The sequence below is a fragment of the Streptomyces sp. NPDC056738 genome (assembly GCF_042790435.1).
In the GTDB taxonomy this organism is placed as follows: domain Bacteria; phylum Actinomycetota; class Actinomycetes; order Streptomycetales; family Streptomycetaceae; genus Streptomyces.
Window position 1 is genome coordinate 562,330 of the sequence record NZ_JBHTZF010000003.1, and the last position, 23,356, is coordinate 585,685.

Here is a 23,356-nt window from a genome sequence, read left to right on the forward strand (position 1 = left end):
CCGTACGCTGAGCACATGCCTGAGCTCAGCCACCGCCGCCGGATGCTGGTGCTCGCGATCTGCTGCATGAGTCTGCTGATCGTGAGCCTCGACGTCACGATCCTGAACGTCGCGCTGCCCTCGATGCAGCAGGAGCTGCACGCGAGCGTCGCGGGGATGCAGTGGACCATCGACGCGTACACCCTGGTGCTGGCCTCGCTGCTGATGCTCGCGGGCTCCACCGCCGACCGCATCGGCCGGCGCAAGGTGTTCATGACGGGCCTGGTCCTGTTCACCATCGGCTCGGTGCTGTGCTCCCTCGCCCCGAACCTCGACACCCTCATCGTCTTCCGGATGGTCCAGGCCGTCGGCGGCTCGATGCTGAACCCGGTGGCGATGTCGATCATCACCAACACCTTCACGGACCCCCGTGAGCGGGCCCGCGCGATCGGCGTCTGGGGGGCCGTGGTCGGTATCTCCATGGCCGCGGGACCGCTGGTGGGCGGACTGCTCGTCGACACCGTGGGCTGGCGGTCCATCTTCTGGATCAACCTTCCCGTCGGCCTCGCCGCGCTCCTGCTGACGCTGCGCTTCGTGCCCGAGTCCCGCGCCCCGAAGGCCCGCCGTCCGGACCCGGTCGGCCAGCTCCTCGTCATCGCGCTGCTCGGCTCCCTGACGTACGCGATCATCGAGGCGCCCACCTCGGGAATCGTCCACACCCTGTCCTTCGGCGTGATCGCCCTCGCCGCGCTGCTCGGCCTCCTGTGGTACGAGCCGCGGCGCGACGAACCCCTCATCGACCTGCGCTTCTTCCGCTCGGTGCCGTTCAGCGGGGCCACCCTCATCGCGGTGAGCGCGTTCGCCGCCCTCAGCGGCTTCCTGTTCCTGTCGACGCTGTACCTGCAGAACGTGCGCGGTCTGAACGCCCTGCACGCGGGCCTGTGGATGCTGCCGATGGCGTTCCTGTGCTTCGTCTGCGCTCCCGTGTCGGGGCGCCTGGTCGGCAACCGGGGTCCCCGGCCGTCCCTGCTGATCGCCGGGGTCGCGATGACCGTGAGCGGTGTGCTGTTCGCGGCGTTCGAGGCGGAGACGTCGAACCTCACGCTCGTGATCGGTTACGTCTTCTTCGGCATCGGCTTCGGCTTCGTGAACGCGCCCATCACCAACACCGCCGTGTCCGGCATGCCGCGCTCGCAGGCGGGGGTCGCCGCCGCCGTCGCCTCGACCAGCCGGCAGATCGGCGGCACCCTCGGGGTCGCCGTCATCGGCGCCGCCCTCGCCTCCGGCATCCAGGCCTCCGCCTACCGGGAGAGCTTCGCCGCGGCCTCGCTCCCCGGCTGGTGGATCATCACCGGCTGCGGTGTCGCCGTCCTCGTCCTCGGCTGGCTCAGCAGCGGCCGCCGGGCCCGCGCGTCGGCCGAGCGCACCGCGCGTCTGCTGGAGTCCCCGGAGATCCGGGAGGCGGCGGGCGTACGGAAGCAGGACGCGTCCGCGGCCTGAGGGGAGGAACGGCTCGGGCCGGGCGGAAGCCGACCCCGGCAGAGTCGGCCCCGGTGGAAGCCGGTCTAGGGCCCCGTCAGGCAGCTCCCGCCGTCTCGTCGTGGGCCCAGGCTCCTTCCTGGTCGTGGGCGCCGGTGGGGGTGTCCGCCTCGGCCTCCAGGGCGATCGCGTGCAGCTTCTCCAGGCGTTCGCGGCTCTCCTCGTCCCGGGGCGGGTACGTCACCATGCGGGCGCCCAGGTCGGGGGCGAGCCACAGGTCCGTGTGATCGACGGTGACCAGGCCGACGTACGGGTTGAGGAACTTCTTCGTCTTGCCGCGCGTGACGGCCACCTCGTACCGGTCCCAGTTCTCGCGGAACTCGGCCGACTCCGCCCGCAGCCGCTTCAGCAGGGTCTTCCAGGCCGGCTCCCCCAGGTGCCCGGCCATCGACGCGCGCAGCTTCGCGGCCATCAGCCGCGTGGTCTCGTCGAGGAGGACGATCGACGAGCGCCACTCCGCGTTGGTGTAGGCGAGCAGGACGCAGTTGCGGTCGGCGGGCGGGACCGTGCCGAGGTCGCGCATCATCAGCCGGGCGTACGTGCGGTTGTACGCCAGGATGTCGTACCGGCTGTTCTGGATGCAGGCCGGTACGGGCTCCAGCGTCTTCAGGATCTGCCGCAGCGCCGGGGTGATCACCGGGCACTGCGCGGCGGGCGTCGGGTCGACCGCTCCGGCGAGCTGGAAGAGGTGGGCCCGCTCGCCGGCGTCCAGCAGCAGGGTGCGGGCCAGCGCGTCGAGGACCTGTTCGGAGACCTGGATGTCGCGTCCCTGCTCGATCCACGTGTACCAGGTGACCCCGACCGCGGAGAGCTGGGCGACCTCCTCGCGGCGCAGGCCCGGCGTGCGCCGCCGACGGCCGCGGGGGAGCTGGACCTGCTCGGGGGTGATGCGTTCGCGGCGGCTGCGCAGGAAGGTGGCCAGTTCGTGGCGCCGGATCTCACCGGCGCGGGACCCGGCCCCTTCCGGGCCGGGCGCACCCGGTCGCGGCGGGGCCTGGACGGGGGGCGTCTCCCGGGTCATCGTCGTCATGCCTCCAGCCTGCCGCTCTGCCCAGCCTGTTGCCAGGTAGTGCTTGTACCAGGATAAGGAGACTCTGGTACCCGTCTGAGGACAGGAGAAGTCTGGAGGGCGTGACCGAAACCGGAACTCTCACGACCACCGTCCGCGCCCCCGCCGCGCCACCCGCCCTCGGCGGCCTCGGACTCTTCACGGTGCTGCTCGGCGCGGCACTGCCCCTGATCGACTTCTTCATCGTCAACGTGGCCCTTCCGACCATCGGGCAGGACCTGCACGCGAGCGAGGCGATCCTCGAACTCGTCGTCGCCGGCTACGGGGTCGCGTACGCCGTCCTGCTCGTCCTCGGTGGTCGCCTCGGCGACCTGTTCGGGCGCCGCCGGCTCTTCCTCGGCGGCATGGCGGCCTTCGGCCTGACCTCGCTCGCCTGCGGGCTCGCACCCACCGCGTGGACCCTGGTGGCGGCGCGGGTCGCCCAGGGCGCGGCCTCCGCGGCGATGCTGCCGCAGGTCCTCGCCACCATCCAGTCGGCGACCTCCGGGCCCCGCCGCGCCAAGGCGATGGGTCTGTACGGCGCCACGGCCGGGCTGTCCATGGTCGCCGGGCAGATCCTCGGCGGACTGCTGGTCGCGGCCGACATCGCGGGCACCGGCTGGCGCTCGGTGTTCCTCGTGAACGTGCCCGTCGTCGTGCTCGGTCTCGTCCTGGCCCGCCGTGCCGTCCCCGAGACCCGCTCGCAGCGCCCGGAGCCGATCGACGCCCCCGGCACGGTCCTGCTGGCGGTCGCGCTGCTGGCGCTGCTCGCGCCGCTCACCGAGGGCCGGGCCGCGGGCTGGCCGCTGTGGACCTGGGTGTCCCTGGCCCTGTTCCCGCCGGCCGTCGCCGCCTTCTACCTCGTCGAACGCCGCGCGGACCGGCAGGGCCGGACCCCTCTGGTGCCGCCGAGCCTGTTCGAGCTGACCTCGCTGCGCCGGGGCCTGATCATGATCGTGCCGTTCTCCATCGGCTTCAGCGGGTTCATGTTCGTGATCGCGGTGGCGTTGCAGCGGGGCGAGGGGCTCGGTCCGGTCCCGGCGGGGCTGGCCCTCGCGCCCATGGCGGTCGTCTTCTTCGTCACCTCGCTGTGCGGGCCCCGGCTGATCGCCCGCTTCGGGACGCGGGTCGTGACCGCGGGCGGGGTGATCCAGGCGGTGGGCCTGGGGCTCATCACGCTGGCCGCCTGGCGCTCGTGGCCGGACCTCGGGGTGGTGGAACTGCTACCCGGAGCGGCCGTCGCCGGAGCCGGCCAGGCGCTCCAGCTCCCCGTCCTGATCCGGATCATCCTCTCCGAGGTGCCGCCCGAGCGGGCCGGCGTGGGCAGTGGCGTGATGGCCACCACCCAGCAGGCGGCACTCGCCGTCGGGGTGGCCACCCTCGGCACGCTGTTCCTGTCCCTGGTCCCGTCCCACGGCATGCGGGACGCGCTGGTGACGACCCTCCTGGCCCAGTTGGCGGGCGTGGCCCTGACCACGGCCCTGAGCCTGCGGCTGCCCCGCCGGATCAACTGAGGCGGCGGGCCGGGGCCTTCGCCCCCACGCGCCGACGGACCGGCCGTACCCGCCGGGGCACCGGTACCCGACCCCGTACCGGTGCCCGGCCCCGCCGCCGCGGGGGACTCCCACCCGGCCCCCGGCCCAGCCCCCGGGGCCCTTCGCCCGGCCACCGGCATATGCACTGGCCATGAGGGTGCCGGCTTCCCCTCAGGGGCTGTTGACACCAGTGGTGCGTCATGTCGTACTGAGTCGCACCGAAGTCGAACGGAGCGTGCCCGGCGATGGCCGGTGGTCTCCGTCCGGCCTACCCGCGATCCACGATCCACGATCCGAGGAGACTCCGTGGCCGAGATCAAGATGCGCGCGCCGGACGGGAGAAAGACCCGGGACGACAGCACATCCGGACACTGAGCTATCCCACGCCCGCCGACGTCACCCGCACCGCCGAGGCACTGACCGCCCAGCATCCCGGCCTGTGCCGGCTGAGCACCATCGGCCACTCCCGGCACGGACTCCCGCTGCGGATGCTGAGCGTCGGAAACGGGCCACGGCACGCCCTCGTGGTCGCGGGCGCACACCCCAACGAGTACGTCGGCGGGGGCACCCTCCTGGCGCTGGCCCACCGGGCACTGGGCGGCGAACGGCCGGGCACCGTGTGGCACTTGGTGCTGTGCCTCGACCCGGACGGAGCACGCCTCAACGAAGGCGGGCACCGGGCCGACACCCTGTTCGGCCACTACCGGTCCTTCTTCCGCCCGACGGCCGACGAACAGCCCGAGTGGGCCCCCGCGCTGCCCCGCCCGCGGTTCCTGCCGGAGAGCCGCGCCCTGCTCGACGTCATCCGCAGACTGCGGCCCTACATCCAGATCTCCCTGCACAGCACGGACATCGGCGGCACCTTCGCCCAGCTCACCCGGGACGTCCCGGGTCTCGACCGGACCCTCGCCACGTCCGCGGAACGGCTCGGCATCCCCGTCGAGAGGGCCCCGCTGGACGCCCTGCACTGGCCCACGAGCGCGCCCGGCGTCTTCGTCCTGCCGCCGCCCGGAGCGCCCGAACGCCCCACAGCCTTCCCGGAGAACGCCCACCGCTCCACCTGGCTCGCCCCGCACGCCCACGGCGGTGTCACCGCGGTCCTGGAGGTACCGGTCTGGGCCGCCGCCGGTTTCGCCGACCTCGCGCCCCATCCCGCCCCGGAACAACGGCTGCGGCACTGGGCGGACCGGCTGCGGGACTACGCCCACACCGTCCGCGGCCACTACGAACGGGCCCGCCCCCATCTCCCGGCCCCCGGCCCCGGTCCGGCCTTCAGCATGCGCCGGGCCGTGGCCGAAACGCTGCGCGTGTGCGGCCCGTTGGCCGACAGCTGGGACCCCGCGCACCCGTCGTTCACCCCGCTCCCCGGCCTCACCCGGGCCCGCACGGCCAGCATCGAGGGCTTCGCCCGGCGAACCCCGCTCCGGGCCGCCGCCATGCTGCTGCGCCTCCTCGAGGAGTACGCGCCCGCGCCGGGGACCGCGGCCCAACGCACCGAGCTGGAAGCCCTCGTGGCGCGCTGGTGCGCCGCCTACTCGGCGAGCTTCACGGCGACGTGGGTTCCGGTGGACCGGCAGATAGAACACCAGGTCAACGTCACCACGGCCGCCGTCGAGGCCGCCGAGGGGCACCTCGCCGCCTCGTGACCGCGGGCACGACCGCCCCCGGCCCCACCGAAGTCACCGCCGAAGAACCCCCGTTGATCTTCACCATGCTGCACACTCCTTGCTGCGCAGACGAAGCGGGAGAACCAGGAGGTGTCATGCTTCAGATCAACACGAGCAAAGTGAGCCGCTGGGACCAGCACGGCCGCGAGCACACCGTCCACGTGCAACGGGCGGGCGTCCAGCGCACCATCCGGTGCGAGACGTGCGGATGGCGCAAAAACACCCAGTTCCTCCCCTGGCTGAAGGCCGAGGAACACCTGGCCGAGGAGCACCAGGCGACGGTCGACCCGAAAGAGGCCTGAACCGCGGTATCGGGAGCGACCCTTCGGCCACTTTGGTCCAGACCTATTGACGAAAGGTCTGGACCGCGCGACTGTCATGCCTACGACACCTCACCGCACCCCCACCGGGAGGCCTCGCATGATGCGCCGGAGACTGCGTCTGCTCGTCGTGGCACTGGCCGCGGCCGCTCTCGTCCCACTGTCCGGCGCGGGTGCCCCCGGCGCCTTCGCCGCGGACACCTGCGCCGTGAAGTCCCGTCCCGCCGGAAAGGTCCTCCAGGGGTACTGGGAGAACTGGGACGGCGCGGCCAACGGCGTGCACCCGCCCTTCGGGTGGACGCCGATCACCGACTCCCGTATCGCCGCGCACGGCTACAACGTGATCGACGCGGCGTTCCCCGTCATCCGCTCGGACGGCACCGCGCTGTGGGAGGACGGCATGGACACGGGCGTGAAGGTCGCCACGCCCGCCGAGATGTGCGCGGCCAAGGCGTCGGGGCAGACGATCCTGCTGTCCATCGGCGGGGCGGCCGCCGGCATCGACCTGAGCTCGGCCGCGGTCGCCGACCGTTTCGTCGCGACGATCGTGCCCATCCTGCGGAAGTACAACTTCGACGGCATCGACATCGACATCGAGACCGGGCTCGTCGGCAGCGGCAGCATCGGTCAACTCTCCGCGTCACAGGCCAACCTGATCCGGATCATCGACGGGGTGCTGTCCCGGATGCCGTCGAACTTCGGGCTGACGATGGCTCCGGAGACCGCCTACGTCACCGGCGGCAGCATCACGTACGGCTCGATCTGGGGCGCGTACCTGCCCATCGTGAAGAAGTACGCGGACAACGGGCGTCTGTGGTGGCTGAACATGCAGTACTACAACGGCAGCATGTACGGCTGCTCCGGTGACTCCTACTCCGCGGGGACCGTCCAGGGCTTCACCGCCCAGACGGACTGCCTCGACAAGGGGCTCGTGGTGCAGGGGACCACCATCAGGGTTCCCTACGACAAGCAGGTCCCCGGGCTGCCGGCCCAGTCAGGCGCGGGCGGCGGCTACATGGCGCCGAGCCTCGTCTCCCAGGCCTGGCGCCACTACGGCACCTCCCTCAAGGGCCTGATGACGTGGTCGGTCAACTGGGACGGCTCGAAGAACTGGACCTTCGGCGACAATGTGAAGGCGCTCCAGGGCCGCTGAGGACGCCGGGGCGAAGGACGGCCGCCCCGGTCAGAGAACGCCCGGACACCCCATGGTCCGGGACACCGCGAAGCCCCCGCCTCCCTGCCGGGAAACGGGGGCTTCGCGCACGGCGTGCGGTGCCTGGATCAGCAGCCGACGAGACGCGCGGCCAGGTAGCCCTCGATCTGGTCGAGCGAGACACGCTCCTGCTTCATCGAGTCGCGCTCGCGCACCGTGACGGCGTTGTCGTCGAGGGTGTCGAAGTCGACGGTGACGCAGAACGGCGTGCCGATCTCGTCCTGACGGCGGTAGCGGCGGCCGATGGCGCCGGCGTCGTCGAACTCGATGTTCCAGTGCTGGCGCAGCGCCGCGGCGAGACCCTTGGCCTTCGGGGACAGGTCCGCGTTGCGGGACAGCGGCAGGACCGCGGCCTTCACCGGGGCGAGGCGGTGGTCGAGACGCAGCACCGTGCGCTTCTCCATCTTGCCCTTGGCGTTCGGGGCCTCGTCCTCGACGTAGGCGTCGAGCAGGAAGGCGAGCATGGCGCGGCCGACACCGGCGGCGGGCTCGATGACGTAGGGGGTCCAGCGCTCCTGGGCCTCCTGGTCGTAGTACGCGAGGTCCTGGCCGGAGGCCTTGGAGTGCGCGCCGAGGTCGTAGTCGGTGCGGTTCGCGACGCCCTCCAGCTCACCCCACTCGTTGCCGCCGAACTGGAAGCGGTACTCGATGTCGGCGGTGCGCTTGGAGTAGTGGGAGAGCTTCTCCTTCGGGTGCTCGTACCACCGCATGTTCTCCTCGCGCAGGCCGAGACCGGTGTACCAGTTCCAGCGCTGCTCCATCCAGTACTCCTGCCACTGCTCGTCCTCGCCCGGCTTGACGAAGAACTCCATCTCCATCTGCTCGAACTCGCGCGTGCGGAAGATGAAGTTGCCGGGCGTGATCTCGTTGCGGAAGGACTTGCCCATCTGGGCGATACCGAACGGCGGCTTCTTGCGCGAGGCGGTCTGCACGCTGGCGAAGTTGGTGAAGATGCCCTGGGCGGTCTCGGGGCGCAGGTAGGCGACGGAGCCGCTGTCCTGGGTCGGGCCGAGGTGGGTGGAGAGCAGGCCCGAGAACTGCTTGGGCTCGGTGAAGGTGCCCTTGTTTCCGCAGTTGGGGCAGTTGAGGTCGGCGAGGCCGTTCTCCGGGAGGCGGCCGTGCTTGGCCTCGTAGTGCTCCTCCAGGTGGTCGGCGCGGAACCGCTTGTGGCACGAGGTGCACTCGGTCAGCGGGTCCGTGAAGGTGGCGACGTGACCGGAGGCGACCCACACCTCGGGGGCCAGGATCACGGACGAGTCGAGACCGACCACGTCCTCGCGCGACGTGACCATGTAGCGCCACCACTGGCGCTTCAGGTTCTCCTTGAGTTCGACGCCGAGCGGGCCGTAGTCCCAAGCGGCACGCTGTCCGCCGTAGATCTCACTACAGGGGAAAACGAAGCCACGGCGCTTGCTCAGGCTGACGATTGAATCGATCTTGTCGGCGGCCACGGTGCTCTCTTCATTACGAACGGACGGCAGCGAATGCTTCAGGTTACCGGCGTCGCCCACCCCCGCATCAAATCGGTTCCCGCGGTAGGCCGCTTCCTGCCGGTTGGATCCAGTTGATACCCGTTGCCGGAGCCCGCGCCGGCCCTGTCACGAGGGCTTGTTGACAATCGTTTCCAGATTTGTTGAAAATGACTGTCATGAACGTACGACGACGCCTCATATCGGGGTCCGCCGCCGTGGCGGCCACCGCCCTCGGCCTCGGCACCCTCTCGGCCTGCTCGGGTTCCGCGGCGGCCGACGCCCGGAACGACGGCCGACTCGACGTGGTCGCGTCGTTCTACCCGCTCCAGTACCTCGCCGAGGAGATCGGCGGCTCGCACGTGAGCGTCACGAACCTGACCCGGCCCGGCCAGGAACCGCACGACCTGGAGATCAGCGCCCGCGAGACCGCGCGGCTCCAGGAGGCCGACGCGGTGTTCTACCTCAAGAACCTCCAGCCGGCCGTCGACGACGCGGTCGCCCAGTCCGGCGTGAGGATCAAGGTCGACGCGGCCGCGCTGACCACGCTGGAGAAGCACGGCAACGAGGTCGGCGGGCACGCCGCCGCGCACGACCACAGCGAGGGCGAGGACTCCGGAGCCGCCGACCCGCACGTCTGGCTCGACCCCGTGCGCTTCGGCCAGGTGGCCGAGGGCGTGTCGGCCGCGCTGAAGAAGGCCGACCCGAAGCACGCCGCGGACTACGACAAGAACATGGCCGCGCTGCGGAAGAAGTTCACCGCGCTGGACGAGGACTTCCGCGACGGACTCGCGAACACGAGGACCAAGACCTTCATCACCACCCACGCCGCGTTCGGCTACCTCGCCGAGCGCTACGGGCTCACCGAGGAGGCCGTCAACGGCCTCGACCCCGAATCGGAGCCCAGCGCGAACCGGGTGAAGGCCCTGGAGAACCTGGCGAAGGCCGACGGCGTCACGACGGTGTTCTACGAGACGCTCGTCAGCGACCGGACCGCCGGCACGATCGCCCGGGACGTGGGGCTGCGGACGGACGTCCTCGACCCCCTCGAAGGCATCACCGACAAGTCCAAGGGCAGCGACTACATGCAGGTCATGAGGTCGAACCTGAAGGCCCTCCAGACGGCTCTGGGAACGAAGTGATCACTGTGGAGGACGCCGTGAACGAGTCCGTCGTATCCCTGCGCGGTGTCCGGGCGGAGCTGGGTTCGCGCCCGGTCCTGCGCGGCATGGACCTGACCGTGCGCCGCGGAGAGGTCGTCGCGCTGCTCGGCGCGAACGGCTCCGGCAAGTCGACCGCCGTGCGCAGCGTCATCGGCCAGGTCGCCGTCAGCGCCGGTGAGATCGAGATCTTCGGCGTTCCGCGCCGCCGCTTCCGCGACTGGCACCGGGTGGGCTACGTCCCGCAGCGGACCACGGCCGCGGGCGGCGTGCCGGCGACGGTCACCGAGATCGTCGTCTCGGGCCGGCTTTCGCGCGCCCGCCTCGGCATCCTGCGCAAGGCCGACCACGCGGCCGTACGACGGGCCCTGGAGCTCGTCGGGATGGCCGACCGCGCCAAGGACTCCGTGAACGCCCTGTCGGGCGGACAGCACCAGCGGGTCCTCATCGCCCGCGCGCTGGCCTCCGAACCCGAACTGCTGATCATGGACGAGCCGATGGCGGGCGTGGACCTCGCCAGCCAGGAGGTGCTGGCCGCCACCCTGCGCGACCAGGTCGCCCAGGGCACGTCCGTGCTGCTCGTCCTGCACGAGCTGGGCCCGCTGGAGCCGCTGATCGACCGCGCGGTCGTGCTGCGGGACGGCTGCGTCCTGCACGACGGCCCGCCGCCGAGAGCGGTCGGCCAGCACGCCCTGCCCGGCCACGACCACGTACACCCGCACGCGGCCCACGACGCCGAACCCCTCCGGACGGGACTGCTCAGCTGATGGACATCCTCGACTACGCCTTCATGCAGCGGGCGCTGCTCGCCGCCGTCCTGGTGGGCGTCATCGCGCCCGCCGTCGGCATCTACCTCGTCCAGCGCCGTCAGGCCCTGATGGGCGACGGCATCGGCCATGTGGCGATGACGGGCGTCGGCCTCGGCTTCCTGCTCAACACGTCACCGGTGTGGATGGCGACGGCCGTGTCCGTGCTGGGCGCCGTGCTCATGGAGCTGATCCGCTGGTACGGAAAGACGCGCGGGGACATCGCGCTGGCCATGCTCTTCTACGGGGGCATGGCGGGCGGCGTGATGTTCACCAGCCTCGCGGGCGGCTCGACCGCCAACCTGACCTCGTACCTCTTCGGCTCGCTGTCGACGGTGAGCGCCTCCGACGTGACGGCGATCTTCCTGCTGGCCGCCTTCGTCCTGGTGGTCACGCTCGGGCTGCGCCGGCAGTTGTTCGCGGTCAGCCAGGACGAGGAGTTCGCGCGGGTGACCGGTCTGCCGGTGCGGGCCCTGAACCTGCTGACGGCCGTCACGGCGGCGGTCACGGTGACCGTCGCGATGCGCGTGGTCGGCCTGCTGCTGGTGAGCGCGCTGATGGTGGTGCCGGTCGCGGCGGCCCAGCAGCTCACCCGCAGCTTCGCGGCGACCTTCGCCGTCGCCGTGGCGATCGGGGTGAGCGTGACGATCGGCGGCACGGTGACGTCGTTCTACCAGGACGTGCCGCCCGGCTCGACCATCGTGCTGCTGACCATCGGCGCGTTCATCGCGCTGACGGCGCTGGCGTCACCGCTGGCGCGGCGCCGGGCCCGGGCCGCGGCCGCGGCGCAGGCCGCCGGGGATCCCGCGGAGTGCGCGATTCCGGCCACCCGCGGACCGGAGAGCGCCGTCGGCGTCTGACCGGGCCCTGCCCGGGCTGGCACAATGGCCGGGCAAGCGCAGACCGCGAGGAGGCAACGGTGACAACCGCTGGATCGCCCGTCCGGGGCCGCTCCACCCGGCAGCGTGCCGCCGTGGCGGCGGCACTCGACGAGGTGACCGAGTTCCGCAGCGCGCAGGAGCTCCACGACATGCTCAAGCACAAGGGCGACTCGGTCGGGCTCACCACCGTCTACCGCACGCTCCAGTCCCTCGCCGACGCCGGCGAGGTCGACGTGCTGCGCACCTCGGAGGGCGAGTCCGTCTACCGGCGCTGCTCCACCGGCGAGCACCACCACCACCTCGTCTGCCGCGTCTGCGGCAAGGCCGTGGAGGTGGAGGGCCCCGCAGTGGAGAAGTGGGCGGAGGCCATCGCCGCGGAGCACGGCTACGTGAACGTGGCGCACACCGTGGAGATCTTCGGTACGTGCGCGGAGTGCGCGTCGGCGAACACCTGAGCCCCTCGCGGGGCGCGGGGGCTCAGGCCCGGGTCAGGTGACGGTCGAGGACCGCTCGCAGCCGGTCCACGTCCCCGGGGGCGCGCACGGCCCGCTTGGGCAGCACGGTGAAGCAGCTCGCGTTCTTGTCGGGGCTCATCATGAGGAAGACGTCCGCCGTCTCCCGGTAGCGGGGCTGCGCGACCCAGTTGAGGTCCGTGGTGGCGTTGTCCGTGGCGACCGTCACCCCGGTGTCCGTGACGGTCACGCGGAAGGTGCCCTGGCGCTGGGCGAGGCGCTGGAACTGGCGGGCCATGAGCCGGGGCATGAAGGCGACCAGAACCGCGCAGAGCAGCAGCCAGATCAGCGCGAAGTCCGGCGCTTCCCCGCTGATCAGCGTGGCCACGATCCCCATGACGGCGAAGAAGCCCACGAGAGCGAACATCCCGCGCTGGATCCGGGCCGACCTGGCGACCTTGGCGCGTGCCCGCAGCGCCGACCTGAAGTCCGCGACGACCGGTGTGTACTCCAGCTCGACGACGTCCGCCCCGGCGCCCTGCGGCCGCTCCGGCGACTCCTGCTGCCGCGCGGCGCCCTGATCCTCGACCACGGCCCCTCCCCAGTTCGGTGGTGATGAGCCGTGATCGTAACGCCGGATCCGAACGCGCCCGCGGGCGGCGGGTGTCAGGACCCGTCGCCCCGCATGGCCTGCTCCATCGCGAGCAGTTGCTCGTTCGGGACGGCGCCGCCGAAGCGGCGGTCGCGCTGGGCGTACTCGACGCAGGCCCGCCACAGGTCACGCCGGTCGAAGTCGGGCCACAGCACGTCCTGGAAGACCATCTCGGCGTAGGCGCTCTGCCACAGCAGGTAGTTGGAGGTGCGCTGCTCACCGCTCGGGCGCAGGAACAGGTCCACGTCCGGCATGTCCGGGTAGTACATGTACTTCTGGAGGGTCTTCTCGGTGACCTTGGACGGGTCGAGGCGGCCGGCCTTCACGTCCTCGGCCAGCGCCTGCGCCGCGTCGGCGATCTCGGCGCGACCGCCGTAGTTCATGCAGAAGTACAGCGTGAGCGCGTCGTTGTCCTTGGTCTGCTCCTGGGCGATCTGGAGCTCCTTGGCGACGGACTTCCACAGCTTGGGCATCCGGCCCACCCAGCGCACCCGGATGCCGAGGCCGTCGAGGGTGTCGCGGGTCTTGCGGATGAAGTCGCGGTTGAAGTTCATCAGGAAGCGCACCTCGTCGGGCGAGCGCTTCCAGTTCTCCGTGGAGAAGGCGTAGAGGGAGATGCTGCCGACGCCGACCTCGACCGCGCCCTGGAGGACGTCGAGGACGCGCTCGGCTCCGACCTTGTGCCCCTCGGTGCGCGGCAGCCCGCGCTCCTTGGCCCAGCGGCCGTTCCCGTCCATGACGATCGCCACGTGGTTCGGGACGAGCTCCCCGGGGAGTTTGGGCGCGCGGGCACCGGAGGGGTGCGGTTCCGGTGCCTTGTACTCGCGGCGCCGACCGCCCAGGATCCCGCGTACGACCATGTGCTTCTCGTCTCCCTCTTGCTCGCGTGCGCAGGGCGCCCGTCTCGTTGTGCGTGTTGTTCTCTGCCGCGCTCGCGCGCCTCCGCCGCCCCGGAACCCCCCGGGCGCGGCGCCTACTTCTCCACGTACCGCAAGGAACGCAGTCCGCGCTCCAGATGCCAGTGCAGATAGGCCGACACCAGCCCGCTGCCCTCCCGGACGTGCCGCGGCTCGCACGCGTCCGCGGTCGCCCAGTCTCCCGTGAGCAGAGCGCCGAGGAGTTCGAGGGCCTGAGGCGAGGGTACGACGCTGCCGGGCACCCGGCAGTCGACGCAGACGGTTCCTCCCGCCGCGACCGAGAAGAACCGGTTCGGTCCCGGCATGCCGCATTTGGCACAGTCGCTGAAGCTGGGCGCGTAGCCGTTGACCGCGAGGGAGCGCAGCAGGAAGGCGTCGAGGACGAGGTGCGGTTCGTGCTCGCCCCGGGCGAGGGTGCGGAGCCCGCCGACGAGCAGCAGATACTGCTGCACCGCGGGCTCGCCCTCGTGGTCGGTGAACCGCTCGGCGGTCTCCAGCATCGCGGTGCCCGCGGTGTAGCGCGGGTAGTCGGTGACGATCCCGCCACCGTACGGAGCGATCGTCTCGCTCTGGGTGCACAGGGGCAGCCCGCGGCCGATCAGTTCACTGCCCCGGGCGAAGAACTGCACGTCCACGTGGGAGAAGGGTTCGAGGCGCGCCCCGAACTTCGACTTGGTCCGCCGGACACCGCGCGCCACCGCGCGTACCCGGCCGTGACCGCGCGTGAGCAGCGTGATGATCCGGTCCGCCTCACCCAGCTTCTGGGTGCGCAGCACGATGCCGTCGTCGCGGAACAGACTCATGCGGCCCATTCTCGCCTACGGCACGCGCCACCCGGCCCGGTCGGACCGCATTGTTCCTGGGACCCTCGTCACGGCACCTCGCCGCGGCTGCGGGCGTTGGCGTACGCGGTCGCCGCGCTGATCCGTTCCGTCGGGGTCGCCTGCCGGACGGCCTCCGGCCTGCAGTCCCACTCCCTGCCGCCGCCGAGCGGTCTGAGCTGTACGTACGGCCCCTCGTGCCCCATGACCACGCCGAACCTGCCCGTGCGGGTGTCGACGGCGCAGGAGCCGGTCGGGGGCGGCGCCGCCTTCATCGCAGGGCCGCCGCGAGCCGTGTCGCCGTCCGTAAGTGCTGCACAGTCTCCTCCGCCTCTTCGACGCGGTGCGCCGAGTCCCGCCGCCCCGTCGGCCGGCGTGTGTACGTGGGTCTGTCCGTGCGTGCTTCCGTGCTTGCGTCCGTGCTGTCGTCCGTGCGTAGGCGCTCGTGCTCATGCCGTTCAGAACAGGAACGACGCAGGGACGACACAGGTTTCACGCAAGTGGAAGTGGAAGCTCGGGTTTTCGTCTCCGGTGGCCGTCCGGCGGGTCCGAACGGACACCGCGCGACCGCTGACCGGCGGGTCGCCGTCCCGCGTGCGGACGGCGCCGAACTCCCGCCGCCGGACGCCTCGTTCGACTCCGTCGCCCGCCCCAGGTGCCCGCGCCGCTCACGAGGACGGCGTCTTCGCGGAGGCCGCGCGTATCAGTTCCGCGCGCCGAAGCGGCGTACGTACGCGCGCTGCCACGGCGTCTCCACCGCGTGCCGGTCGTAGTGCCGGCGTACGTACGCCACCGCTTCCCGGGGCGGTACGCCGTCGAGGACGGCCAGGCATGCCAGGGCCGTGCCGGTGCGGCCCCGGCCGCCGAAGCAGGCGATCTCGACGCGCTCGCCGGCCGCCCGCCGCCAGGCCTCCGTGAGCACCGCGCGGGCCTCCGCCCGGTCGGCGGGCAGCCGGAAGTCGGGCCAGCGCAGCCAGTGGGCCTCCCAGGGGACCGGGGGCGGCGGTCCGCCGAGCAGGTACACGGCGTACGCCGGCACGGGACCGCCGTCGTCAGGAAGCGGCCGGCGCAGCCCCCGGCCCCGGATCAGCCGGCCGGAGGGCAGGGACAGCACCCCCGCGCCTTCCGGGTCCCAGAGGCCACCGTCGGCTGGGGAGCCCGGCGAGGAGTCGGGGTCGATGTCGGCCATGGGTGCAGCGTAGGACGCGCCGGGGGCGGAGAACCGAGGCGGGTGGCCCGGGAGCAGGAGGTCCGGGAGCAGCGGGCACGCGCGCAGGAAGGCCGGGAGGCGGGTTCGTTTCAGCTCACGCCGCGGGAGCCCTGGGCGGCGCGGGCCTCGATGCCGCGGAAGTGGTCGGCCATCGCGCGCTGGGCGCCCTCGACGTCCCGTACCCGCAGGGCGGTGAGGATGTCGCGGTGGCGGCGGGCCGTGACCTCCGGGGTGATGTCGTCGGCCCAGCCGCGCACGACGGCGACCCGCCGGAAGACGGTCCAGAACGCGCCGAGCAACTGGGGGACGAGCGGGTTGCCGAGCGATGCGTACAGCAACTCGTGGAACCGGCTGTCGAGTTCGGGGAAGGAGCGGCCGTCGTCCCCCGCCGTCTCCATCTCGGCGACGACGGCTTCGAGCCGGTCCAGCTCCTCCTCGGTCAGCACCTGGGCCACCCGGCTTATCAGCCCCTCCTCCAGCACTTCACGGACCTGGAGGATCTCGGCCAGCGCCGCGGTCGGATCGTCCGGACGGGCGAGCGTGCGGAAGGTCAGTCCGTCGACGAACGGCGTCATGGACGCCTCACCCACATAGGTGCCGTAGCCGTGCCGGATCTCGACTATGTCGAGCGCCTGAAGGGCCTTGAGCGCCTCGCGGACCGAGTTGCGGCTCACGCCGAGATCGTTCATCAGCTCGGTCTCGGTGGGCAGCGGCGCACCGGCCGGAAGCCCCTGGTCGAGGATCAGTTGCATGACCTCGCGCTGGATCTGGCTGCTCACCCGGCGCTCGGGCCTGCGCCGGTTCCCGGTCTCCTCAGGCATGCGCCGCATCGTACGCTCGCTGGACATCGGACGTCCCACCTCCGGGCTGATTAAACGCCAAGTTCGGCCAACTGCCCCTGTTTCATACCGCCATTGGTCGCACCTGTGGAAGATACGCCATTCGTGTGCGGCCCCTTGACCCCCTCCGCGCCCCCTCCTATGGTCGCGCTGCCCCCCATGACGTAGGACGTCGTATCTCCTGCGTCCCGGGCCGGCGAACCGACCGCTCCACCGCCTCACCGGACCGCTCAACTGGACCACTCCTTGCTGGAGGAACCGTGCGCGACGTGAACCCCACTCCGGCGCCGCACCGCCGGTCGTTCCTGAAGTACACCGGGGCCCTGGGCGCGGCCGCCGCCCTCTCCTCGACGCTCGGCGCCTGCTCCTCCGGGCCCGAGTCGACGAACGACACCGGCGGTTCGGGCAGCGGACAGAACGCCACGCTGACGGCCGTGATCGGCTACGGGAACGACGGAAGCTGGGACCCGACACAGACCGCGTCCGCCTTCTGCATGGCCGCCAACAACCATGTCTACGAAGGCCTGCTCGACACCGACCCGATCTCCCGCGAGCCCTACGCCGCGCTCGCCACCCAGGTGCCCGCCGACCTCACCGGCACCTCCTGGAAGTTCACGCTGCGCGCCGGTGCCACGTTCCACGACGGGAAGCCGGTGACCGCCGACGACGTGGTCTTCGTGTTCGACCGGATCCTCGACCCGAAGACCCAGACCCTCGCCAAGGGCTTCTTCGCGAGCTGGCTGAAGGAGGTCCGCAAGATCGACGCGCAGAACGTCGAGCTGGTCCTCAAGTTCCCCTTCCCCGAAGGGATCTCCCGGCTCACCCTGGCTAAGATCATGCCCAAGCACGTCTTCTCCCGGCCGGGCGCCTGGGACGACGCGATCAAGGGCAAGGCGGTCGGTTCGGGCCCCTACCGGCAGACCGCGCACCACCCGAAGTCCAACACGACGTTCGAGGCGTTCGCCGCCTACAACGGACCGCGCAGGGCCGCCTTCAAGAAGATGAACTGGCTGACCATAGTGGACGCCGCGCCCCGCGTCGCGAAGATCTCCGGGGCGAGCGCCGGGGCCCAGATCGCCGACAACATCCCGTACGCCAACATCGCGCAGCTCCGCAAGGGCGGCATGACCGTCCAGGGCGGCGCCGGCATGAACAACCTGTTCCTGATGTTCAACACCCGGCACAAGCCGTTCGACGACGTCCGCGTCCGTCAGGCCCTGCACTACGCCATCGACACCGACAAGATGGTCGAGGTCGCGCTCAAGGGGCACGGGAAGCCGTCGAGTTCCTTCCTCAACGAGGCCAACCCCTCCTACCGGCCCGCGAAGACCGTCTACTCGTACGACCCGGAGAAGGCGAAGAAGCTCCTGAAGGAGGCCGGGGTCAAGGGGCTGAAGATCGAGATCCTGTCGGTGAACGTGAGCTGGATCGTCGACTGCCTGCCGACCGTCAAGGCGTCCTGGGACGCGATCGGCGTGGAGACGACGCTGTCCCCGCAGGAGACCACGGCCGTGTTCACCAAGATGGACCAGAAGCAGGACTACCAGGTCGTCGCGGCCGCCTCGAACCCCAACCAGTTCGGCCTCGACGCCGACCTGATCATGCACTACAACTACGGCCCCCAGAACCTCTGGATGGGCTACGCCCGCTGGGCCGGCGACCCCGTCGCGAAGCAGCTCTTCAAGGACATGGACCGGGCGACCCAGGAACCGGACGCCGACAAGAAGAGGACGATGATCCAGGACTACATCGACGTCGTCGCCGAACAGGCCGTGCTCTACCCGGTCGTGCACAACGAGCTGATGACGGCGTGGAATCCGCGCCGGCTCGCGGGGATAAGGCCCCAGCCCTATCCGGGCATCAACCTGCTGCAAGCCAAGTGGGTCTAGGCGACAGGGGAGTCCGTACGTGGTCGCCATCGTCAGGATCCTGCTGCGCCGCGTCGCGCTGCTCGTGCCGCTGATGCTCGGGATCGTCCTGTTCGTGTTCCTGGTGATGCGGTTCTCGGACGTCGATCCGGCGTCCGCGTTCTTCCAGGGCGCCAATCCGACCCCGCAGCAACTGCACGACTTCAGAGAGCGGAACGGGCTGCTCGATCCGCTGCCCGTGCGCTACTTCCACTTCGTGGGAGACCTGCTGCACGGAGACATGGGCACCAGCGCCCTGACCAGGGCACCGGTCGTCGAACAGGTCACCACCGCGCTGCCGCTCACCCTCCAGCTCACCTTCCTGGGGCTCGGCATCGCGGTGGTGCTGGCGCTGCTCGGCGGCGTCACGGCCGCGATCCACCGGGACCGGCTGCCCGACCAGATCATCCGGGTGGTGTCCCTGACCGGGGTCGCCGCACCGGGCTTCTGGCTGGCCCTGCTGATGATCCAGTACCTCGCCGTCGACCAGGGCTGGTTCCCGACCGGCGGCTACATCAACCCGGCCGACTCGCTGACCGGCTGGCTGAAGACCATGGCGCTCCCGGCGCTCGCGCTCTCCCTGCCGGTCGCGGCCCAGCTCACCCGGATCGTCCGGACGTCCGTGGTCGAGGAGCTCGACAAGGACTACGTGCGCACCGCGATCGGCAGCGGGCTGCCGCCCCGGGTGGTCGTCGGCCGCAACGTCCTGCGCAACGCCCTGATGAACCCGCTCACCGTGCTGGGGCTGCGGGTCGGCTATCTGCTGGGCGGGGCGGTCGTCATCGAGACGATCTTCTCGCTGCCCGGCATGGGCAAGCTGATGATCGACGCCGTGCAGAACGGCGACCCGGCCGTCGTGCAGGGCGTCGTCCTGACCACCGCGTTCGGCTTCGTGATCGTGAACCTCGTCATCGACATCCTGTATCTGCTGGTCAACCCACGACTGAGGGAGGCGACCCGGTGATCACGCGGAAGGAACTCGCGGGGGCCCTCGCCCGGCCCGGCGTCCGGCTGCGCGGCTGGCGCAGACTGCCGCCGCTGTCGAGGATCGCGGTCTGCTTCCTGGCCGTGGTCCTCCTGGTGGCGGTGTTCGCCCCGCTGCTCGCCCCGCACGACCCGCTCGACCAGCAGCCGCAGACGGACGGCACCGGCCATCCGTCGGCGGACCACTGGATGGGGCAGGACAGCCTCGGCCGGGACATTCTCAGCCGGCTGATGTACGGGGCCCGCTGGTCCCTGGCCATCGGCCTCGGCGCCACCGCGCTCGCCCTGGTCGTGGGCGCGCTGCTCGGCGCGCTCGCCGCGACCTCGCGCAAGGCGGTCGACGAGACGCTGATGCGCTGCCTGGACGTGGTCATGGCGTTCCCCGGCATCGCGCTCGCCGCCGTGCTCGTCGCCGTCTTCGGCGGCGGCATCACCGTGCTGATCTGCGCGATCGCGTTCCTGTTCACCCCGCCCGTGGCCCGGGTCGTCCGGGCGAACGTGCTCGACCAGTACGGCGAGGACTACGTCACCGCCGAGCAGGTGATCGGCGCCCGCACCCCGCACATCGTGCTCCGGCACGTGGCCGTCAACTGCGCCGCCCCGGTCCTGGTGTTCTGCACCGTGCAGGTCGCCGAGGCGATCGTGTTCGAGGCCTCGCTGTCCTTCATCGGCGCGGGCGTGCGGCCCCCGGACCCGTCCTGGGGCAGTGTCATCGCCGACGGCAAGAACATGGTGCTGACCGGCGGCTGGTGGGCCACCGTCTTCCCCGGCATGCTGATGCTGGTCACCGTGCTGTCGCTGAACATCCTCTCCGAGGGCGTCTCCGACGCGTGGGCCGCGCCGGCCGCCCGCGAGGTGTCGGTACCGCCCGCCGAGGACCGGCTGGAGGCCCCGGAGCCGGGCAGCGGCACGGTCGTCGAACTGCCCGGTCTGGCGCGGGCCGCGGCCCGGCTGCGCGCGCGGGCCCGGCCGCCCGTCACGGACGGGCAGCCCGTTCTCGCCGTCGAACGGCTGGCCATCGGCTTCGACGACCGGCACGGCGGTGTGGACATCGTGGACGGCATCAGCTTCGAGGTCCACCCCGGTGAAGTCCTGGGCCTGGTGGGCGAGTCGGGCTGCGGGAAGTCGCTCACGGCCCTGACCGTGATGGGCCTGGAGCCCAAGGGCGCCCGGGTGCGCGGCCAGGTGCGGTTCCGGCAGCGGCAGTTGGTCGGCGAGCCGATGCGGGTACGGCGCCGGCTGCTGGGCCACGAGATGGCGATGGTCTACCAGGACGCGCTGTCGTCCCTGAACCCGGCGATGACGATCAGGGCGCAGCTCAAGCAGGTGATACGGCGGGGTGGCAGGCGCACGGCGGCCGAACTCCTCGCCCTGGTCGGTCTCGACCCCGAGCGGACCCTGCGCAGCTACCCCCACGAACTCTCCGGGGGTCAGCGCCAGCGGGTGCTGATCGCGATGGCGCTGTCCCGTGAACCCGCGCTGATCGTCGCGGACGAGCCGACGACGGCCCTGGACGTGACCGTGCAGGCGCAGGTCATGGAGCTGCTGCTGCGGCTGCGGGCGGAACTGGACTTCGCCCTGGTCCTCGTCTCGCACGACCTGGCGCTGATCTCGGCGGTCACCGACCGGGTGGTCGTGATGTACGGCGGCCAGATCGTCGAGACCGGGGTGACGGCGGACCTGGTGGAGTCCCCCGCCCACCACTACACGCGGGGGCTGCTGGGCAGTGTCCTGTCCCTGGAGTCGGCGGCCGAGCGCATGACGCAGATCAGGGGGGTCGTCCCCTCCCCCGCCGACTTCCCGGCCGGCTGCCGGTTCGCCGACCGGTGCCCGATGGCCGACGAGGTGTGCCGGGCGACGGCGCCGGACCTCCTCGGCACGCCCACGCACACGGCGGCCTGCCACCACCCGGCCGTCGACCTGGTGACGACGGAGAACGAGGCCGTGACATGAGTTCATCCCCGGTGGACCCGCTCGTCCGGCTCACCGACACGCATGTCGTCCACAAGGCGCGCAGCGGCGGTGTGTTCACCCGCGACCGGGTGTACGCGCTGACGGGCGCCGATCTGACCGTCGCGCCCGGCGAGACGATCGGCGTCGTCGGCGAGTCGGGCTGCGGCAAGTCGACGCTCGCGAAGGTGCTGGTGGGGGTGCAGCGGCCGACGTCCGGGACGGTGACGTTCGGCGGCCGTGACCTGTGGTCCCTGAAGCCGGACGAGCGGCGCACGGCCGTCGGGGCCGGCACGGGCATGATCTTCCAGGACCCGTCGACGGCGCTGAACCGGCGGCTGCCCGTGCGCCGGATCCTGCGCGACCCGCTGGACGTGCACCGGCGCGGCAGGGCGGCCGATCGGGACGCGCGGGTGCGGGAGCTGATGTCCCTGGTCGGCCTGCCCCGGGCGCTCGCGGACGCGCTGCCGGGCCAGCTCTCGGGCGGCCAGCGCCAGCGGGTGGCGATCGCCCGCGCCCTGGCCCTGGACCCCGGTCTGGTGGTGGCCGACGAGCCGACGAGCGCGCTGGACGTGTCGGTGCGCGCGCAGATCCTCAATCTCCTGCTGGACCTGAAGGAACGCCTCGGTCTGGCGCTGGTGTTCGTGTCCCACGACATCCAGACGGTGCGCCGGATGAGCGACCGGGTGATCACGATGTACCTCGGCCGGATCGTCGAGGAGTCCCCGGCGGGCGAGGTCACCGACGGCTCCCGTCACCCGTACACCCGGGCGCTGTTCTCGGCGACCCCGGGCCTGCTGGAACCCATCGAGCCGATCCCGCTGACCGGACCCGTCCCCTCGGCGACGCGCCCGCCGAGCGGCTGCCCCTTCCGCACCCGCTGCTGGAAGGCGGACACGGAATGCGCGACCCGGATGCCGGACTTCACGGCCGCGTCGGCACCCGGCCACCGCTTCCGGTGCCACCATCCTGTGGAGGAGGGCCGGTCGACGCGCACCCTCGTCGCGCAGGCCGAGTCCGCCGCCCTGGCCGACGTTCCGTTCCAGCAGCACATCCGGGAGCCTTCATGACCTTCCCCGCCCCGCTGACCGGTGTCGTACCGCCCGTCTGCACGCCCCTGACACCGGACCGCGAGGTGGACGTCCCGTCGCTCACCCGGCTGATCGACCACCTCGTGAACGCCGGGGTGCACGGCCTGTTCGTCCTCGGCTCGACGTCCGAGGTCGCCTATCTGACGGACGCGCAGCGCGCACGGGTGGTGGAGACGACGGTGGCGCACGTCGCCGGTCAGCTCCCCGTCCTGGCCGGCGCCATCGACATGACGACGCCCCGCGTCCTGGACCACGCGCGCGCCGCCCGTGCCGCGGGCGCGGACGCGATCGTCGTCACGGCCCCCTTCTACACCCGCACCCATCCCGCGGAGATCGCCCGGCACTTCCGTGTCGTCGCCGCCCGCGCCTCGCTCCCCCTGTTCGCGTACGACCTGCCCGCCTCCGTCCACACCAAGCTGAGCCCCGAACTGGTCCTCGAACTCGCCGCCGACGGCGTCCTGGCGGGCCTGAAGGACTCCAGCGGCGACCTCGGCGCCTTCCGCACGGTCGTCACCGGCGCCCGCAGCCGCCCCGGCGCCGGCGGCTTCACCGCGCTCACCGGCTCCGAGGTGGTCGTCGACTCGGCGCTGGCCCTCGGCGCGGACGGCGTGGTCCCCGGTCTGGCCAACGTGGACCCGGTGGGCTACGTACGGCTGTACGAGCTGTGCGCGGCGGGCGACTGGCAGCGGGCGCGGGCGGAGCAGGAACGGCTCTGCGAGCTGTTCGGGCTGGTGGACGTCGGCGACCCGGCCCGGATGGGCGGCAGTTCCTCGGCGCTCGGCGCCTTCAAGGCCGCGCTGTCCCTGCGGGGCGTCATCGACTGCGCCGCGACAGCGGAACCCCAGGTGCCGCTGTCTCCGGGCGAGGTCGAACGCGTGGGGAAGTACCTGGCTTCGGCGGGACTGCTCTGAGCCGG

At 71.5% G+C, this 23,356-nt stretch carries 22 protein-coding genes; 14 read left to right on the forward strand and 8 right to left on the reverse strand.

The window, feature by feature from the left end; all coding sequences use genetic code 11:
- Positions 1-15: 15 nt before the first annotated feature.
- A complete protein-coding gene (locus tag ACFRIC_RS10090; protein WP_382782241.1) occupies positions 16-1,479 on the forward strand; it encodes an MFS transporter in 1,464 nt (487 codons plus the stop codon).
- A gap of 76 nt (positions 1,480-1,555) precedes the next feature.
- On the opposite strand, the gene ACFRIC_RS10095 is transcribed toward ACFRIC_RS10090, so the two are convergent.
- Entirely contained in the window at positions 1,556-2,548 is a 993-nt protein-coding gene (locus ACFRIC_RS10095; RefSeq protein WP_382782243.1) for a helix-turn-helix transcriptional regulator, read from the reverse strand.
- Positions 2,549-2,649: 101 nt separating this feature from the next.
- Between ACFRIC_RS10095 and ACFRIC_RS10100 the strand changes: the two genes are divergently transcribed.
- The 4 genes from ACFRIC_RS10100 to ACFRIC_RS10115 all read left to right on the forward strand — a co-directional run bounded on the left by ACFRIC_RS10100 (position 2,650) and on the right by ACFRIC_RS10115 (position 7,241).
- Positions 2,650-4,080, forward strand: a complete 1,431-nt coding sequence (locus ACFRIC_RS10100) for an MFS transporter (protein WP_382782246.1) — start codon at positions 2,650-2,652, stop codon at positions 4,078-4,080.
- Between the two features lie 266 nt (positions 4,081-4,346).
- Positions 4,347-5,747, forward strand: a complete 1,401-nt coding sequence (locus ACFRIC_RS10105) for a M14 family zinc carboxypeptidase (RefSeq protein WP_382782249.1) — start codon at positions 4,347-4,349, stop codon at positions 5,745-5,747.
- Positions 5,748-5,863: 116 nt separating this feature from the next.
- Entirely contained in the window at positions 5,864-6,070 is a 207-nt protein-coding gene (locus tag ACFRIC_RS10110; protein ID WP_037618679.1) for a hypothetical protein, read from the forward strand.
- A gap of 118 nt (positions 6,071-6,188) precedes the next feature.
- The gene (locus ACFRIC_RS10115; RefSeq protein ID WP_382782252.1) at positions 6,189-7,241 is read left to right on the forward strand and encodes a chitinase; all 1,053 of its coding nucleotides are present in this window, start codon (positions 6,189-6,191) and stop codon (positions 7,239-7,241) included.
- Positions 7,242-7,369: 128 nt separating this feature from the next.
- Here the strand turns inward: ACFRIC_RS10115 and ACFRIC_RS10120 are convergent, their stop codons facing one another.
- The gene (locus ACFRIC_RS10120; RefSeq protein WP_382782255.1) at positions 7,370-8,752 is read right to left on the reverse strand and encodes a glycine--tRNA ligase; all 1,383 of its coding nucleotides are present in this window, start codon (positions 8,750-8,752) and stop codon (positions 7,370-7,372) included.
- Positions 8,753-8,949: 197 nt separating this feature from the next.
- Here ACFRIC_RS10120 and ACFRIC_RS10125 point away from each other — a divergent pair, with 197 nt between their 5' ends.
- Genes ACFRIC_RS10125 through ACFRIC_RS10140 form a run of 4 tightly spaced genes read left to right on the forward strand, consistent with a single transcriptional unit; the run spans position 8,950 to position 12,072 of the window.
- On the forward strand, positions 8,950-9,912 hold the full coding sequence (locus tag ACFRIC_RS10125; protein WP_382782258.1) for a metal ABC transporter substrate-binding protein: 963 nt from the start codon (positions 8,950-8,952) through the stop codon (positions 9,910-9,912).
- Positions 9,912-10,697 (forward strand): metal ABC transporter ATP-binding protein, encoded by a 786-nt coding sequence (locus ACFRIC_RS10130; protein ID WP_382782761.1) that lies wholly within the window; start codon positions 9,912-9,914, stop codon positions 10,695-10,697. Before ACFRIC_RS10125 ends, ACFRIC_RS10130 begins: the two co-directional genes overlap by 1 nt.
- Complete coding sequence (locus tag ACFRIC_RS10135; protein WP_382782261.1) at positions 10,697-11,596, forward strand: metal ABC transporter permease; 900 nt, start codon at positions 10,697-10,699, stop codon at positions 11,594-11,596. The genes ACFRIC_RS10130 and ACFRIC_RS10135 overlap by 1 nt, the downstream gene beginning before the upstream one ends.
- A gap of 59 nt (positions 11,597-11,655) precedes the next feature.
- A complete protein-coding gene (locus tag ACFRIC_RS10140) occupies positions 11,656-12,072 on the forward strand; it encodes a Fur family transcriptional regulator (protein ID WP_382782264.1) in 417 nt (138 codons plus the stop codon).
- A gap of 22 nt (positions 12,073-12,094) precedes the next feature.
- On the opposite strand, the gene ACFRIC_RS10145 is transcribed toward ACFRIC_RS10140, so the two are convergent.
- The 6 genes from ACFRIC_RS10145 to ACFRIC_RS10170 all read right to left on the reverse strand — a co-directional run bounded on the left by ACFRIC_RS10145 (position 12,095) and on the right by ACFRIC_RS10170 (position 16,499).
- A complete protein-coding gene (locus ACFRIC_RS10145; protein ID WP_382782267.1) occupies positions 12,095-12,661 on the reverse strand; it encodes a hypothetical protein in 567 nt (188 codons plus the stop codon).
- A 74-nt stretch (positions 12,662-12,735) separates the two neighbouring features.
- On the reverse strand, positions 12,736-13,581 hold the full coding sequence (locus ACFRIC_RS10150) for an isoprenyl transferase (RefSeq protein WP_382782270.1): 846 nt from the start codon (positions 13,579-13,581) through the stop codon (positions 12,736-12,738).
- A gap of 113 nt (positions 13,582-13,694) precedes the next feature.
- Positions 13,695-14,441 carry a DNA repair protein RecO gene (gene recO, locus ACFRIC_RS10155; RefSeq protein WP_382782272.1) on the reverse strand — a complete coding sequence of 249 codons (747 nt, stop codon included), beginning with the start codon at positions 14,439-14,441 and terminating at the stop codon, positions 13,695-13,697.
- A gap of 68 nt (positions 14,442-14,509) precedes the next feature.
- A complete protein-coding gene (locus tag ACFRIC_RS10160; protein ID WP_382782276.1) occupies positions 14,510-14,734 on the reverse strand; it encodes a hypothetical protein in 225 nt (74 codons plus the stop codon).
- A 428-nt stretch (positions 14,735-15,162) separates the two neighbouring features.
- Positions 15,163-15,648 (reverse strand): protein phosphatase, encoded by a 486-nt coding sequence (locus ACFRIC_RS10165; RefSeq protein WP_382782278.1) that lies wholly within the window; start codon positions 15,646-15,648, stop codon positions 15,163-15,165.
- Positions 15,649-15,758: 110 nt separating this feature from the next.
- Positions 15,759-16,499 (reverse strand): FadR/GntR family transcriptional regulator, encoded by a 741-nt coding sequence (locus ACFRIC_RS10170; protein ID WP_382782764.1) that lies wholly within the window; start codon positions 16,497-16,499, stop codon positions 15,759-15,761.
- A gap of 269 nt (positions 16,500-16,768) precedes the next feature.
- Between ACFRIC_RS10170 and ACFRIC_RS10175 the strand changes: the two genes are divergently transcribed.
- Genes ACFRIC_RS10175 through ACFRIC_RS10195 form a run of 5 tightly spaced genes read left to right on the forward strand, consistent with a single transcriptional unit; the run spans position 16,769 to position 23,351 of the window.
- A complete protein-coding gene (locus ACFRIC_RS10175; protein ID WP_382782281.1) occupies positions 16,769-18,397 on the forward strand; it encodes an ABC transporter substrate-binding protein in 1,629 nt (542 codons plus the stop codon).
- Between the two features lie 19 nt (positions 18,398-18,416).
- Positions 18,417-19,379 carry an ABC transporter permease gene (locus ACFRIC_RS10180; protein ID WP_382782283.1) on the forward strand — a complete coding sequence of 321 codons (963 nt, stop codon included), beginning with the start codon at positions 18,417-18,419 and terminating at the stop codon, positions 19,377-19,379.
- Positions 19,376-21,352, forward strand: coding sequence for a dipeptide/oligopeptide/nickel ABC transporter permease/ATP-binding protein (locus ACFRIC_RS10185; protein ID WP_382782285.1), 1,977 nt, complete (start codon positions 19,376-19,378; stop codon positions 21,350-21,352). Before ACFRIC_RS10180 ends, ACFRIC_RS10185 begins: the two co-directional genes overlap by 4 nt.
- On the forward strand, positions 21,349-22,419 hold the full coding sequence (locus tag ACFRIC_RS10190) for an oligopeptide/dipeptide ABC transporter ATP-binding protein (protein ID WP_382782288.1): 1,071 nt from the start codon (positions 21,349-21,351) through the stop codon (positions 22,417-22,419). Before ACFRIC_RS10185 ends, ACFRIC_RS10190 begins: the two co-directional genes overlap by 4 nt.
- Complete coding sequence (locus tag ACFRIC_RS10195) at positions 22,416-23,351, forward strand: dihydrodipicolinate synthase family protein (protein WP_382782291.1); 936 nt, start codon at positions 22,416-22,418, stop codon at positions 23,349-23,351. Before ACFRIC_RS10190 ends, ACFRIC_RS10195 begins: the two co-directional genes overlap by 4 nt.
- The last annotated feature ends 5 nt before the right edge of the window (positions 23,352-23,356 follow it).

Bases quoted from the DNA above. Each gene is read 5' to 3' on its own strand.
- ACFRIC_RS10090 (WP_382782241.1), top strand. From the start codon at position 16: ATGCCTGAGCTCAGCCACCGCCGCCGGATGCTGGTGCTCGCGATCTGC.
- ACFRIC_RS10095 (WP_382782243.1), bottom strand. From the start codon at position 2,548: ATGACGACGATGACCCGGGAGACGCCCCCCGTCCAGGCCCCGCCGCGA.
- ACFRIC_RS10105 (WP_382782249.1), top strand. From the start codon at position 4,347: ATGGCCGGTGGTCTCCGTCCGGCCTACCCGCGATCCACGATCCACGAT.
- ACFRIC_RS10110 (WP_037618679.1), top strand. From the start codon at position 5,864: ATGCTTCAGATCAACACGAGCAAAGTGAGCCGCTGGGACCAGCACGGC.
- ACFRIC_RS10115 (WP_382782252.1), top strand. From the start codon at position 6,189: ATGATGCGCCGGAGACTGCGTCTGCTCGTCGTGGCACTGGCCGCGGCC.
- ACFRIC_RS10125 (WP_382782258.1), top strand. From the start codon at position 8,950: ATGAACGTACGACGACGCCTCATATCGGGGTCCGCCGCCGTGGCGGCC.
- ACFRIC_RS10135 (WP_382782261.1), top strand. From the start codon at position 10,697: ATGGACATCCTCGACTACGCCTTCATGCAGCGGGCGCTGCTCGCCGCC.
- ACFRIC_RS10150 (WP_382782270.1), bottom strand. From the start codon at position 13,581: ATGGTCGTACGCGGGATCCTGGGCGGTCGGCGCCGCGAGTACAAGGCA.
- recO (WP_382782272.1), bottom strand. From the start codon at position 14,441: ATGAGTCTGTTCCGCGACGACGGCATCGTGCTGCGCACCCAGAAGCTG.
- ACFRIC_RS10160 (WP_382782276.1), bottom strand. From the start codon at position 14,734: ATGAAGGCGGCGCCGCCCCCGACCGGCTCCTGCGCCGTCGACACCCGC.
- ACFRIC_RS10165 (WP_382782278.1), bottom strand. From the start codon at position 15,648: ATGGCCGACATCGACCCCGACTCCTCGCCGGGCTCCCCAGCCGACGGT.
- ACFRIC_RS10170 (WP_382782764.1), bottom strand. From the start codon at position 16,499: ATGCGGCGCATGCCTGAGGAGACCGGGAACCGGCGCAGGCCCGAGCGC.
- ACFRIC_RS10190 (WP_382782288.1), top strand. From the start codon at position 21,349: ATGAGTTCATCCCCGGTGGACCCGCTCGTCCGGCTCACCGACACGCAT.
- ACFRIC_RS10195 (WP_382782291.1), top strand. From the start codon at position 22,416: ATGACCTTCCCCGCCCCGCTGACCGGTGTCGTACCGCCCGTCTGCACG.